Genomic DNA, 13,759 nt, shown 5'->3' on the forward strand with positions numbered 1-13,759 from the left:
GTCTCGAACCATGAGGCCCGACCTCGGCCTCATCCTTCGAGACGCAGCGCTGCGCGCTGCTCCTCAGGATGAGGGGAAGGAGTGTCAAATGCCCTTTCTCGAACCGGTCACCCTCCGCGGCTCCCACGCCAGCCTCGTGCCGCTGTCGCCCGATCATCACGACGCGCTGGTCGAGGCCGTCAGCGACGGCGAATTGTGGAAGCTGTGGTACACCGCAGTTCCGAAACCCGAGACCATGGCCAAGGAGATCGAACGCCGGCTCGGCCTGTTAGCGGCGGGGAGCATGCAGCCGTTCACGGTGCTCGACGCCGACGGCCGCGTCGCCGGCATGACCACCTACATGAACGTCGATGCCGCCAACCGCCGCGTCGAGATCGGCTCGACCTGGTATGCGAAGCGGGTGCAGCGCAGCGCGCTCAACACGCAGTGCAAGAGGCTGCTGCTGGCGCACGCCTTCGAGGCGATGAACTGCATCGCGGTCGAGTTCCGCACGCATTTCTTCAACCACCAGAGCCGGCGCGCCATCGAGCGACTCGGCGCCAAGCAGGACGGCATCCTGCGCAGCCACCAGATCGCGCCGAACGGCACGCTGCGGGATACCGTCGTCTACAGCATCACCGCGGCCGAATGGCCGACCGTGAAGGCGCATCTCGACTACCAATTGAATGACAAGCCGCGCTGATCGCGCTATGGCCGCTTGCCGCCTGGCGCGGCGGACGATGACGAGACCGGGACGAACGACCAGATGGATACCTTCGACTATGTGATCGTGGGCGCCGGCTCTGCCGGCTGCGTGCTGGCGAGCCGCCTCAGCGAGGACCCCCAGGTCACGGTGTGCGTGCTGGAGGCGGGGCCACGCGACTGGCACCCCTACATCCATCTGCCGGCCGGCTTCATCAAGACCTTCTACATGAAGAGCATCAACTGGGGCTATCAGCAGGAGCCGGGACCGTACACGGCGGGGCGCAGCATCTACGCGCCGCGCGGCAAGACGCTCGGCGGCTCCTCCTCGATCAATGGCCATGTCTACAATCGCGGCCAGCGCCAGGATTTCGATACCTGGGCGCAGATGGGCAATCGCGGCTGGAGCTATTCCGACGTGCTGCCGCACTTCAAGCGCATGGAGAAGCGTATCGGCGCCGGCGAGGATCAATATCGCGGCCGCGACGGCAAGCTCATCGTGACCACCATGGAGTGGAAGGACACGCTGTGCGAGGCCTTCATGGATAGCGCCGTCTCGCTCGGCATCCCGCGCAACCCCGACTACAACGGCGCGATCCAGGAAGGCGTGTCCTACGTCCAGCGCACCATCCAGAACGGCCGCCGCGTGTCGTCGGCGACCGCGTTCCTGCGTCCGGCCAGCAAGCGGCCGAACGTCGAGGTCCGCACTCATGCCCATGCCACCGGCGTCATGCTCGACGGCAAGCGCGCGGTCGGCGTGCGCTATCACCGCGGCGGGCGCGGCGGCGTGCCGGTCGAGGTGCGCGCGCGCAAGGAGGTGATCCTGTCCGGCGGCGCCTATAACTCGCCGCAGCTGCTGCAGCTGTCCGGCATCGGCGCGCCCGAGCTGCTGCAGGAGCACGGCATCGAGGTGTGTCATGCACTCCGAAGCGTCGGCGAGGGCCTGCAGGACCACTACGCGCCGCGCACCGTCGCGCGCGTCAAGAACATCAAGACCGTCAACGAGCTCGCGCGCGGCCTCAATCTGTGGGGCGAGGCGCTGAAATGGGCGGTGACGCGGCGCGGCATCCTGTCGCTGTCGCCGACCATGGTCTACTGCTTCTGGCATTCCGGCGAGACCGCCGAAAGCTCCGATCTGCAGCTCACCTTCACGCCGGCGAGCTACAAGGAGGGTGTGCAGGGCCAGCTCGAGGACGAGCCCGGCATGACGGTCGCGTCGTGGCAGCAGCGCCCGGAGAGCCGCGGCTACGTGCGGCTGCGCTCGGCCGATCCGTTCGATCAGCCGCTGATCCAGACCAACTATCTCACCGCCGAGCTCGATCGCCGCGTCGTCGTCGCCGGCATGAAGCTGGCGCGTCGCCTGCTGGCCTCGGCGCCGCTCGCGCCATACTACGCTTACGAGGATTTCCCCGGCCCGAAGGTGCAGAGCGACGATGAGCTCCTGGCCGCGGCGACGCAGCGCGCCACCACCACCTTCCACCCCGGCTGCTCCTGCCGCATGGGCCCGGCGGAGTCGACCTGGGCCACCGTCGACGACCAGCTCCGCGTCCACGGCCTTCAGGGCCTGCGCGTCGCCGATGCCTCGATCATGCCGCGCATGATCTCCGCCAACCTCAACGCTGCGACCTTGATGATCGGCGACAAGGCGGCGGATCTGATTTTGGGCAAGGCGCCGGTGGGGGAGAGGCTGCCGGCGTAGTTGGGGCCGTCGCCGCTTATCGTTCGAGCCCGTGTCGTGCCGCACGACCAGTGCGCCCCCTCCCCCTTGCGGGGAGGGGTCGGGGGTGGGGGTCCCCGGGCGCTGAACTAAGTTGCAAGCTCACGTTCGGCAGATGGGCTTCGGCGTGAGCATTGACTTCGCCCTCTACGATTTAGTCTGTCTCGCGCGCGTTCAATCGCACATCATTGACAGCGGGACTCGTGGACCCCCACCCCCGACCCCTCCCCGCAAGGGGGAGGGGAGTGCACCGCCTGCGCGGCAGACTATACTTCCGATCACGAGCTTGACTACTTCACCAGCCTGAACTTCCCGCCCTCGACCTTGATCAGAAACGCCGAGCGCTCGTCGTAGCCGTTGTGGTCGGTCGGGCTCATGTTGGAGAGACCGTTGTTGAGATAGACGTCCTTGCCGCGCTCCAGCTCGTCGCGCAGCGCGGCGCGAAACTCTGCGGTGCCCGGCTTGGCCGCCTTCAACGCGCCGGGGATGGCGCGCTTGAGCAGCGTGGCGGTGTCCCACAGATGTGCGGCGAAGATGTTGGGCTTGTCGCCATTGGCGGCCTGATAGGCTGACACGAATTCGTCATTGGCACGGCGGAACGGATCCTCAGCGGCGAGATCGTCGGCGATCGAAAAGGCCTCGCCGGCGAACACCGCACCCTCGACATTCTCCTTGCCGAGCTTGATGAACTCCTGCGTCGCGACGCCGTGGGTCTGGAAGATCCTCCCCGCATAGCCGCGCTCGCGCAGCGCCTGTTGCGGCAGCACGGCCGGCGTGCCGGCCGAGGCGATGAACACCGCGTCCGGATTGGTGGCGATCACCTTGAGCGCCTGGCCGGTGACGCTGGTGTCGCCGCGGGCATAGACCTCGTGGGTGGTCACCGTGAGCCCGAGCTTCGGCGCCAGCTTTGTCACCTCCTGATAGTAGCCTTCGCCATAGCCGTCGGACACGCCGATGAAGCCGAGTGACTTCACCCCGCTCTTGGCGATGTATTTGAGCATCGCCGCGGCCATGATGTCGTCATTGGGCACGACCTTGAATGCCCATCTGCGCTTGTCGTCCATCGGCTGCACGATCGCGGTCGAGGCCGCCAGCGACAGCAGCGGCGTCCTGCTTTCGAGCGCGACGTCGAGCATCGGCATGGTGACCGGCGTCAGCGACGAGCCGATGATGACGTCGACACCATCCTGGATCACCAGCCGGCGCGCGTTCTGCAATCCCTTCACGCTGTCGGATTCGTCGTCGAGCGCGATATAGACGATCTTCTCGCCGCCGATCTCCTTCGGCAGCGCAGCTACCGCCTTGATCTGCGGCTGCCCGAGCGCCGAGCCGGGCCCGGTTGCGGACACCACGATACCGACCTTGATGTCGGCGCGCGCGGGCGAGCCGAAAGCCATCGTTGCAGCAATTCCGATCGCCATGAGCGCGGCTCTCATCGTGGTTCCTCCCCGTTGAGCGTGCTCGGCGCGTTGACTGGCCGAGACTTTGGCCAATGAGCGTAGCCGGACTGGCGGCCTCGTGTCTGTCCCCGTGGTTGGTGACGCGGGGCGGCGCTTCCAGCCAGGGCGGGTTGCTGCTAGGTTTCAGCGAACAAAGAGATCCGGGAGGAACGCATGGAGGCTCAGGGGCCTGGCATCGAGGCGGCCGGCGCCGTCGGCGCGATGGTGCTCGCGATCGGACAGCCCGAGTTTCCGCAAGTCCTGATCGAGACGCTGCGCACCGTTGCCGATGTCGGCCACTGCATGGTGTTCACCTTCGAGAACCAGCGCTCGGCGCGCTGCCTGCTCAGCACGGGGAACATCGCGATCGGGCCTGATCTCGGCGCGGCCTATTCGGAGCATTTCCACACGGCCGATCCAAACCGGGACACGATCTTCCGCAGGCGCGCGGACGCGCGCTACATCCTGCTGCCGAATTTCGCGCGCCGCATGTACCCGAAGGGCTACCGCAAGCTGTTCTTCGAAGATTCCGAGATCGTCGACAAGGCCGCCACCGCGATCTGGGTCGGCGAGCACTGCACCTACGTGAACTTCTATCGCACCGCTGTGCAAGGCGGTTTTGAGCCCCACGAGCGCCAGCGCATCGCCGCGGTCGCCCCGATCGTGGGGGCCATCGTCGCGCGTCATTGCCAGGATCGCGCCGCCGCAATGGACCCGGCCGACAAATTTGCTTCGTTGTTTGCCGCCGGCGGACCGCTGTCGGTGCTGACCGCGCGGGAGAAGGACGTCTGCCGTCGCATCCTCGAAGGCTTCACCTCCGAGGCGATCGCCGGGGATCTTGGCATCGCCCTCAACTCCGTCTTCACCTATCGCAAGCGCGCCTATGAAAGGCTCGGCATCGCCTCGCAGAACGAGCTGTTTGCGATCGCCCTCCGCCTGATGGCGACACCGCGGCCGCTGAACTGAGCGAGGAGGGCGCGCCTGCTGTCACCCATCGCCGGGACAGACGTTGCCGGAGCGTGCAGCTAGCCTGCGCCGTCAGACCGGAGACCGAGAGTGAGCACAGCACCGCGCTTCGATATCGATACCGCCACCTTCTGGGCCGATCCCTATCCGGCGCTGGCGCGCATGCGCCAGGAGGCGCCGATCGCCTTCGTGCCGCAGCTCGGCAGTACGCTGTTGTGCCGTCGCGACGACATCTTCGTGTCCGAGAAGCAGATCGACGTCTTCAGCTCGCATCAGCCGCAGGGCCTGATGAACCGGCTGATGGGCCACAACATGATGCGCAAGGATGGCGCGGCGCACATGGCCGAGCGCCAGGCGATCGCGCCGGCGGTGTCGCCGCGGGCCGTGCGGGTGCACTGGCTGGCGCAGTTCCAGGCCCATGCCGACCGGCTGATCGACGCGCTCGATCCCACCGCCGACGTGGACCTCGTCCGCGACTTCGCATTGCCGTTCTCGGCCGAGTGCCTGAAGCTGATCACCGGCCTCACCAACATGCGCTTTCAGGACATGAATGCGTGGTCGCAGGCGATGATCGACGGCATCGCCAACTACACCGCCGATCCCGCGGTCGAGGCGCGTTGCAACGCCGCGACTGCCGGCATCGACGCCGCCATCGACGACATGCTGCCGGTGCTGGAGAAGACCCCGAACCAGAGCCTGCTTGGCGTGATGCTTGCCACGCAAATGCCGATGGAGAGCATCCGCGCCAACATCAAGCTCGCCATCTCGGGTGGCCAGAACGAGCCGCGCGATGCGATCGCCGGCACGGTATGGGCGCTGCTGACGCATCCCGATCAGCTTGCGCTGGCCCTCAATGGCGAGGTGCGCTGGCTGCAGGTATTCGAGGAATATGCCCGCTGGATCTCGCCGATCGGCATGTCGCCCCGGCGGATCGCCAAGCCCTGGACGATTCGCGACGTCGCCTTCGAGCCGGAGGAGCGCGTGTTCCTGATGTTCGGCTCGGCCAACCGCGACGAGACGCATTTTTCCGGGCCGGATCGCTTCGACATCCGCCGCGACGTCTCCAAGAGCATCGCCTTCGGCGCCGGTCCGCATTTCTGCGCCGGCGCCTGGGCCTCGCGGGCGATGATTGCCGAGGTCGCATTGCCGACGCTGTTTGCGCGACTGCCGAACCTGAGGCTCCGAAACACCGAGCCCGTGCGCATCGGCGGCTGGGCCTTCCGTGGCCTGCTGAATCTGCCGGTGACCTGGAACGCGGGGCCGAATTGACGGACGCAATCCTCTTGCGTCGCGACCATCGACATTCCGGGGCAAGGCCGTAGGCCTTGAACCCGGAATCTCGAGATTGTGTCGGCACCCGCAACCGCGTAGTTGGACGAGATCACATAGCTCGCGGCCAGCGTGAAGCAGTCGTCCCAGGTGATAGGTGAAGGCTGAGGTGCCAAAACGACCTAGAGGCCGGTGAGCAATTTCTTGAGAAGAGCGTTGAGCGTCTTCTGTTCCGCCGGTGTCAGGACGGAAATCAATCGTGCCTCCAGGGCCACCATTGGACCGATCAGATCGTCGATCGCGCGCTTGCCGGCAGGGGTTAAGGCAATTTGCCTGCCACGTCGGTCATTGGGATCGGGGTATCGTTCGACCAATCCGGCGCGCTCCAACCGATCGAGGCGGTTCGTCATGCCGCCTGAAGAGATCATTGCCGCTTCATAGAGCTGGGTCGGTGAAAGCATATAGGGCTCACCGGCGCGCCTGAGGGGCGTGAGGACGTCAAACTCGCCAACCTGTAGCCCTGCTTCTGCGAGCAATGGGTTCATGTGGTCGCGGATCACCCGTGCGGCGGCGTCAAGCAAACGCCCCACGAGCTCTACAGGCAGCGTTGGAAGATCAGGGCGCTCGCGAGCCCATTGTTTTGAAGCGATCTCGGCACGATCCATGGGCAAGTGTCTTTCGATAAAGTATCTTGATATTAAGATACATTTGGACTACCGCTATGAGGCGAGGCGACAGCTTGGCCTCATAGGTCTTGGAAGGAAAGCGATGCCCAACATGATTTTGGTGAACTTCCCCGTGAGAGATCTCGCCGCGTCGACAGCATTCTACGTTGCCCTTGGTGGGGCGGTGAACTCACAGTTTTCCGGCGAAAGCTCGACGTCCCTCATGTTCACGAACACGATCGGTGTGATGCTGCTGACCCACGATCAATATCGCGAATTCACCAAACGCCCGATCGGCGACGCTCGACGCGAGAGTCAGGCTATGTTCGCCCTTACGGTCGCCGACCGCGATGCCGTTGATGCAACCCTAACTCGCGCTGTTGCTGCGGGCGGACGCGCCGATCCCAACCCAGCTCAGGATCTCGGCTTCATGTACAACCGCCACATTGAAGACCCGGATGGCTACGTTTGGGAAATCGTGTGGATGAACTCGTCAGCAAACACCTAAACGTGGAAGATTACCCCATAAGCACAGATCACTCATGCCGGCGTCTCCTTGGGGTGCCAGTGAATCGAGCCGCCCTTGTCCCGCAAGCAATTCAATAGGTCCTGAGCCGAGGATGTCTCCCGCCGGGCGACCTGCTCGAATACAGGCCTGATGGCGCCGAGGAGCCGCAGCGACGCCTTGCTGGGTGAGCGGCGCTGCTTTCATCCTGGCGTGAGCTTCCAGGCAGTCCGGCATCCCGCGCACGCAACAAAATTTTCCTTTCGCTTTTTCGGAAAGTGTGCTTATCTCCTGCCAACCCGCCTCGTGCAGAGGGACGTACGCGTCGTCACGATACGTGGAGGTGGGGGGCGATGGACGTGATGGCTGCGCCAGACGAGCGCAGTCGGCGCGTACGGAGAAGTCGTGTGGTCCTGGCCTCTCGACGCTGAGGTCAAGTCCGCGGTCGTTGCTTGACGGCACGCGCGGACGATGGGGGCAAGACAGCCGATCCCCAGGGAGATCACGTATAATTCGTAGAGCCATCGCGCAGGGAAGGCCGGGATGTCTCGGCCGAACCTGTGGTTCCTGCCCCGTGCATTCTTTCCGCACGGGGGCCATGGGGGCGGCGAGCTCCCGGCCTTCCCTGCGCCCTCTCGTTGTTCGGGAGGGACGTGACCGCCGCATCACTCGGGCCTCATCAGCTGCGAGAGCGTGTACTCATGAGCAGAATGGGCGGATGTGAGATCAGCATGAGCTCTACAAGCTCCGCCGTCACGCCTGGCTTCGCGGGTGATGACAGACATGGCGAGGATGGGCTGTTGGAAACGTCGATCAGATGTCGGATCGCGACCGCAACGACCGATGTCAGCCTTACGCCTCCAGCGCAGTGCGGATCATGCGCGCAAGATCGGCGCTGACGTAGGGCTTGGCGAGCAGCAGCACGTCGGCATCGAGCCGCCCATGATGCACGATCGCGTTCTCCGTGTAGCCCGATGTGTAGAGCACCTTCAGCCCGGGACGGCGCTTCTCGGCCTCGATCGCGAGCTGGCGGCCGTTCATGCCGCCTGGAATGATGACGTCGGTGAACAGCAGGTCGATCCGTTCCGGATTGTCGATCAGCGCCAGGCCCTCGGCGGCGTTGCTCGCGGCGAGCGTGCGATAGCCGAGACGGCGCACCTGAGCCACGACGTAGTCGCGCACCAGCGCATCGTCCTCGACGATCAGGATGGTCTCGTCGCCCTGTGCGACAGCCGGCCGGCCAGGCTCGGCCGCCGGCGGCTCCGGCGCGCTCGCGGCCCGCGGCAGATAGAGCTTGACCGTCGTGCCGTGGCCTTCCTCGCTGTAGATCTTGACGTGGCCGTTCGACTGCTTGACGAAGCCATAGACCATGCTGAGGCCGAGGCCCGAGCCCTTGCCGACGTCCTTGGTGGTGAAGAACGGCTCGAACACCTTGTCGAGCAGCGGGGCGGGAATGCCCTGGCCGGTGTCGCTGACCGCGATCATGACGTAGCTTCCGGGCTTGGCGTCGCGGTTCAGTTGCGCGTAGTGCTCGTCGAGCGTGACGTTCTTGGTCTCCAAGGTCAGCTTGCCGCCGTCCGGCATCGCGTCGCGCGCGTTGAGCGCGAGGTTGAGGATCGCCGTCGACAATTGGCTCGGATCGATCAGCGCCGGCGCGCTGTCATGGGCCAGCATCGATTCGATCTCGATCTGCTCGCCGAGCGTCGGCCGCAGCAGACGGCCGGCTTCGACGACGAGCGCATTGATGTCGGTGGCGCGGGGCTGCAGCGGCTGGCGGCGCGAGAAGGCAAGCAGGTGCCGGGTCAGATCGGCGCCGCGCTCGGCGGCGGCGCTGATCATGCCGGCGATGCCGGCGAGCTGGGGCTTGTCCTTGACCGCATCGGCGAGGATCTCGATCGTCCCGGTGATGACGGTCAGGATGTTGTTGAAGTCGTGCGCGACGCCGCCGGTGAGCTGGCCGATCGCCTCCATCTTCTGTGCCTGACGGACCTGGGCCTCGTTGGCCTCGATCTCCTGGAATCGTCGCACCATCGCCTCCGCGGCGCGGCGCTGGCGGATCTCCTCCTCGAGCTGCGCATAGGCCTTCTGCAAGGTGATGCGCGTCGGCAGCACCAGAAGCTGCGGCAGCATCTTGATCATGACGACGATGATTCCGATCGAGGTGACGCCAAGAAAGATGTTGATGAGGCCCGTGATGGTCGAGGTCGGCACCCAGAGATCGACGATCGCCAGCAGGCGCGTGACCCCGACGACGGCCACGAAGGTCGCAAGCGCCCCGACGATGCCGCGGAACATCACGTCGCGCCAACGCCGCCGCAGAAACGTGCCGACCACGAAGGCGATGGTGAAGAAGGCGCTGGCGACCAGTCCGTTGGACACGACCTGCAGCCATATCCATACCGGCGCTCCCTGCAGACCCGCCGCTTGCACCGTCAACGTCGGCATATGCAAATCATCCTCAAAAACGCAACGCGCCAAACCCGGGGGCGGCCCGGCCTGTCGTCGTCTCAACCCGAACGGATCATTCAGCTTTTCGCCTCTGGCGCAAGGGCAATGGCGGCTTTGACGCGGATCGCGGCAGGGCGCCTTCGCGCCGCCGCGAATGCCGCACCGCCGCGCGGGGTCAAAAGCCTGCCACACATCCTTTACCGGCCGGTCACGCGGCTGTTAACGCGCCGACCTAAGTCGCTCGACACCGTCATCACCATGGGGAATGAACGAGATGTCGAACACGATCGCGCACAACCGGCGCGAGTTCCTGCGGCTGCTCGGAGCGTCGGCTGCGACCGCGGCCCTCGGCCAGAGCATCGAGCGCGCGCATGCCATTCCGGCGTTCAACCGCCACGGCAGCATCGAGGACGTCAAGCACATCGTTGTGCTGATGCAGGAGAACCGCGCCTTCGATCATTACTTCGGCGCGATGCGCGGCGTGCGCGGCTTCAACGATCCGCGCGCCGTGAAGCTGCCGAACGGCAACCCGGTGTGGCAGCAGCCGGGCGGCACGGGATCGGTGATGCCGTTCCGCGTCGACAATGCCGGCCAGGTCTATGTCGAGGACGTGGCGCATGGCTGGAACGACGGCCAGAAGGCCTGGAACAACGGCAATTACGACAAGTGGATCGCTAACAAGGGCACCACGACGATGACCTGCATGAATCGGCAGGATCTGCCCTGGCACTATGCGCTCGCGGACGCCTTCACGGTGTGCGATTCGTATTTCTGCTCGGTGATGGGCCCGACGGATCCGAATCGCTACTACTTGTGGACCGGCTGGGACGGCAACGACGGCAAGGGCGGCGGCCCGGTCATCACCAATGCGGAAGCCGGCTACGACTGGACCACGTTCCCGGAGCGGCTGGAGAAGGCCGGCATTTCCTGGAAGGTCTACCAGGACATCGGTCTCGGCCTGACGGCGGAAGGCTTCTGGGGCTGGACCCAGAATCCGTGGATCGGCAATTACGGCGACAACTCGCTGCTGTATTTCCACCAGTATCAGAACTCGCAGCCGGGCAGTCCGCTGTACGAGAAGGCGCTGCGCGGCAGCAACATCGCCAAGGGCGGCACGTTCGAGAACCTGTTCGACGGGCTGCGCAACGACGTGCGCAACGGCACGCTGCCGCAGGTGTCGTGGATCGCAGCTCCCGAAGCGTTCAGCGAGCATCCGAACTGGCTGCCGGGGCCGGGCGCCTGGTACATCTCCAAGGTGCTCGACATCCTGACGTCGAATCCGGAACTGTGGAGCAAGACCGCGCTGATCATCAACTACGACGAGGGCGGCGGATTCTTCGACCATGCCGTCGGCCCGTATCCGGCGATGTCGCAGGCCTGGGGCCAGTCGACCGTCGATGTCAGCACGGACCTCTTCGCCGGCGACGGCAGCCACGTGGCTGGTCCCTACGGCCTTGGCGTGCGCGTGCCGATGCTGGTGGTGTCGCCGTGGTCGCGCGGCGGCTTCGTGTGCTCGGAAGTGTTCGATCACACCTCGGTGATCCGCTTCATCGAGCGCCGCTTCCATCACAAGGCGCCTGATTTGTTCGAGAGCAACATCCCGGCCTGGCGGCGCGCGGTGTGCGGCGATCTCACCTCGGCGTTCAACTTCACCTCGCCCAACGAAGGCATGGCGCCGCTGCCGAGCACGGCCGGCTTCAAGCCGCCGGTCGCGGACATCACCTCCGGTGCGCGTTTCGACGACTATCACCCGGTTCCGCCGGCCAAGCAGGTGATGCCGCAGCAGGAGCCTGGCATTCGCCCGGCGCGCGCGCTGCCCTACGATCTCCGCGTCGACGGCGATGCCGACGCCGCGCACAGGACGTTTGCGATCCGCTTCGTCAATCCGGGGCAGGCGGGCGTCTGCTTCCACGTCCGCTCCGGCAACACCGCGGCCGGACCGTGGAGCTACACCGTCGAGGCCGGCAAGTCGCTGCGGGGCGCATGGGACCTTGCGGCCAGCGCCGGCCAGTACGATCTGTCGGTGTACGGGCCGAACGGCTTCTTCCGCCACTTCAAGGGCGGCGTCGCCACCACCGCCGCGCTGGTCGATGTCGACACCGTCCATCTCTGCGATTGGGACGATGGCGACGATTCGCGCAGCCTTGCGATCGCGCTCACCAACAAGGGGGCGAGCTGCGTCGTGACGCTGGCCGACAACTATACGGGACGCAGCGAGCGGCACCGCCTGCAGCGCGGACAGCGGCTCGAGACGCGGGTTCGCCTGCAGCAGACCCATGGCTGGTACGATCTGACGGTCACGACTGATACCGATGCCAACTTCAACTGGCAGCTCGCGGGTCATGTCGAGAACGGCCGGCCCAGCATCAGCGACCCGGCGATGGGCAGGATCGCCGCGACCTGATCGCGAACGATATCGGGATGCGCCCGGAGCGATCCGGGCGCATCCTCAAGATGATGAGGTGACGAGACTTTGCTCGGCGTCGTCGGCATTGGGATCACCCGGCGCGGTGGCCCAGGCGAGTTCGACCAAAGTGACGATGCGGCGGCCGGCGCCATCGAGCTGGCAGACGATGAGGCCCTGGTCCTCGATATAGGTCAGCAGGCGCTGCGCCCGCCGCAACGAGTGCGAGCCATAGGCGCGGGCGATCGCGGCATCGCTCGGGCAGGGGCGGCCGTCCTTGGCGGCGCGGGCGATCATCATGAACACGCCCTGCATGTCCTCTGGGAGCAGCGAGGCGCGCAGCGTGACGTCCCGCCAGCCGGCGTCGTCGGCCGTCTCGTCGCCGCCGAGCCCCGCGCGGGCGCGCGTCAGCATACGGCGGAACTCGTTGAGGTCGGGCACCGCCGTGCCCAGCCCCTCGATGCGGCAGCGGACGACGAACTCCTGATAGAGCACGCCGACGGCGCGGAAGCCGGCGTCGGGCTCGGCCAGCACGGCGCGCAGCACGCGCTCGACACGGGCGCGGCGCTCGGCGAGTTCCTCCTCGCTGACGGCGGGCGCCGGCGGTTCGGGGCGCAGCTCGAGCGCGGCGGACTTCGCCGCCATCAACTGGTCGAGCAGCTCGGGCTGCGGCTTGCGCTGCGGCCTCGCGTTCGTCTCGGGCGGCGGTGCGGCGAGAATCACCGCGCGGGCGTCCTCGAGCGAGGCCTCCGGCAGCGGCATCAGCCGCGGCGTCGCGTTGCGCGGCTTGGTGTCAGTCGGGCCGATCCGCAGGCCCAGCGGCCGGCGCGACAGCGCAGGGCCCAGCGCCATGAACTGGCCGCGCTCGAGGTCGCGGAACGCCTCGGCCTGGCGCCGCTCCATGCCGAGCAGGTCGGCGGCGCGGGCCATGTCGATGTCGAGGAAGGTGCGGCCCATGAGGAAGTTCGAGGCCTCGGCCGCGACATTCTTGGCGAGCTTCGCCAGTCGTTGCGTCGCGATCACCCCCGCCAGCCCGCGCTTGCGGCCGCGGCACATCAGGTTGGTCATCGCGCCGAGCGAAGCCTTGCGGGCCTCGTCGGAGACTTCGCCCGCGACGGCTGGTGCGAACAGCTGGGCCTCGTCGACCACGACGAGCATCGGGTACCAGTGGTCGCGGGAGATCTCGAACAGGCCGTTGAGAAAGGCGGCCGCGCGCCGCATCTGATTCTCGGCATCGAGGCCTTCGAGGTTGAGGACCGTCGAGACGCGATGCATCCGCGCCCGTTCGCCGGCGACCTGCAGCGCGCGCTCGGTGTGATCCTCGGCCGCGATCACGAGATGGCCGAATCGCTCGGCGAGCGTGACGAAGTCGCCCTCCGGATCGATGATCGTCTGCTGCACCCAGGGCGCGCTCTGCTCCAGCAGGCGGCGCAAGAGATGCGACTTGCCGGAGCCGGAATTGCCCTGCACCAGGAGCCGGGTCGCCAGGAGTTCCTCGAGGTCGAGAGCTGCAGGCGATCCCGCCGCCGTCTGCCCCATCTCGATCGCAACCGTCATGTGCCCCGACTCAACCCCGCCTCACGCAGAGGCTGGCGCTTAACAAGCGCAGGCGCGCACGTCGAGCGTTTGCGGTGGACTGTCCCAAATTGCGAGATCGGCTGTGGA

At 66.1% G+C, this 13,759-nt stretch carries 10 protein-coding genes; 6 read left to right on the forward strand and 4 right to left on the reverse strand.

Annotation, left to right across the window (positions count from 1 at the left end; all coding sequences use genetic code 11):
• Window positions 1–88: 88 nt before the first annotated feature.
• Together QW868_RS17550 and QW868_RS17555 are read left to right on the forward strand one after the other, a co-directional pair.
• The gene (locus QW868_RS17550) at window positions 89–682 is read left to right on the forward strand and encodes a GNAT family protein (RefSeq protein ID WP_316231054.1); all 594 of its coding nucleotides are present in this window, start codon (window positions 89–91) and stop codon (window positions 680–682) included.
• 63 nt (window positions 683–745) lie between these two features.
• The gene (locus QW868_RS17555) at window positions 746–2,380 is read left to right on the forward strand and encodes a GMC family oxidoreductase (protein ID WP_316231055.1); all 1,635 of its coding nucleotides are present in this window, start codon (window positions 746–748) and stop codon (window positions 2,378–2,380) included.
• Between the two features lie 308 nt (window positions 2,381–2,688).
• Here QW868_RS17555 and QW868_RS17560 read toward each other — a convergent pair whose 3' ends face one another.
• Window positions 2,689–3,834 (reverse strand): ABC transporter substrate-binding protein, encoded by a 1,146-nt coding sequence (locus QW868_RS17560; protein WP_316231056.1) that lies wholly within the window; start codon window positions 3,832–3,834, stop codon window positions 2,689–2,691.
• Between the two features lie 177 nt (window positions 3,835–4,011).
• Between QW868_RS17560 and QW868_RS17565 the strand changes: the two genes are divergently transcribed.
• Both QW868_RS17565 and QW868_RS17570 read left to right on the forward strand, forming a co-directional pair.
• Window positions 4,012–4,803, forward strand: coding sequence for a helix-turn-helix transcriptional regulator (locus tag QW868_RS17565; protein ID WP_315811678.1), 792 nt, complete (start codon window positions 4,012–4,014; stop codon window positions 4,801–4,803).
• 90 nt (window positions 4,804–4,893) lie between these two features.
• Window positions 4,894–6,072 carry a cytochrome P450 gene (locus tag QW868_RS17570; RefSeq protein WP_315811679.1) on the forward strand — a complete coding sequence of 393 codons (1,179 nt, stop codon included), beginning with the start codon at window positions 4,894–4,896 and terminating at the stop codon, window positions 6,070–6,072.
• 182 nt (window positions 6,073–6,254) lie between these two features.
• On the opposite strand, the gene QW868_RS17575 is transcribed toward QW868_RS17570, so the two are convergent.
• Complete coding sequence (locus QW868_RS17575) at window positions 6,255–6,737, reverse strand: MarR family transcriptional regulator (RefSeq protein WP_315738605.1); 483 nt, start codon at window positions 6,735–6,737, stop codon at window positions 6,255–6,257.
• Between the two features lie 103 nt (window positions 6,738–6,840).
• Between QW868_RS17575 and QW868_RS17580 the strand changes: the two genes are divergently transcribed.
• The gene (locus QW868_RS17580; protein WP_315738604.1) at window positions 6,841–7,245 is read left to right on the forward strand and encodes a VOC family protein; all 405 of its coding nucleotides are present in this window, start codon (window positions 6,841–6,843) and stop codon (window positions 7,243–7,245) included.
• Window positions 7,246–8,094: 849 nt separating this feature from the next.
• On the opposite strand, the gene QW868_RS17585 is transcribed toward QW868_RS17580, so the two are convergent.
• Complete coding sequence (locus QW868_RS17585; protein ID WP_315738603.1) at window positions 8,095–9,687, reverse strand: ATP-binding protein; 1,593 nt, start codon at window positions 9,685–9,687, stop codon at window positions 8,095–8,097.
• Between the two features lie 277 nt (window positions 9,688–9,964).
• Here QW868_RS17585 and QW868_RS17590 point away from each other — a divergent pair, with 277 nt between their 5' ends.
• On the forward strand, window positions 9,965–12,094 hold the full coding sequence (locus QW868_RS17590) for a phosphocholine-specific phospholipase C (RefSeq protein ID WP_315811680.1): 2,130 nt from the start codon (window positions 9,965–9,967) through the stop codon (window positions 12,092–12,094).
• Between the two features lie 45 nt (window positions 12,095–12,139).
• Here the strand turns inward: QW868_RS17590 and QW868_RS17595 are convergent, their stop codons facing one another.
• A complete protein-coding gene (locus QW868_RS17595; RefSeq protein WP_315738600.1) occupies window positions 12,140–13,651 on the reverse strand; it encodes an ATP-binding protein in 1,512 nt (503 codons plus the stop codon).
• Window positions 13,652–13,759: the final 108 nt, after the last annotated feature.

The organism is Bradyrhizobium sp. SZCCHNR1051 (assembly GCF_032489615.1).
GTDB lineage: Bacteria > Pseudomonadota > Alphaproteobacteria > Rhizobiales > Xanthobacteraceae > Bradyrhizobium.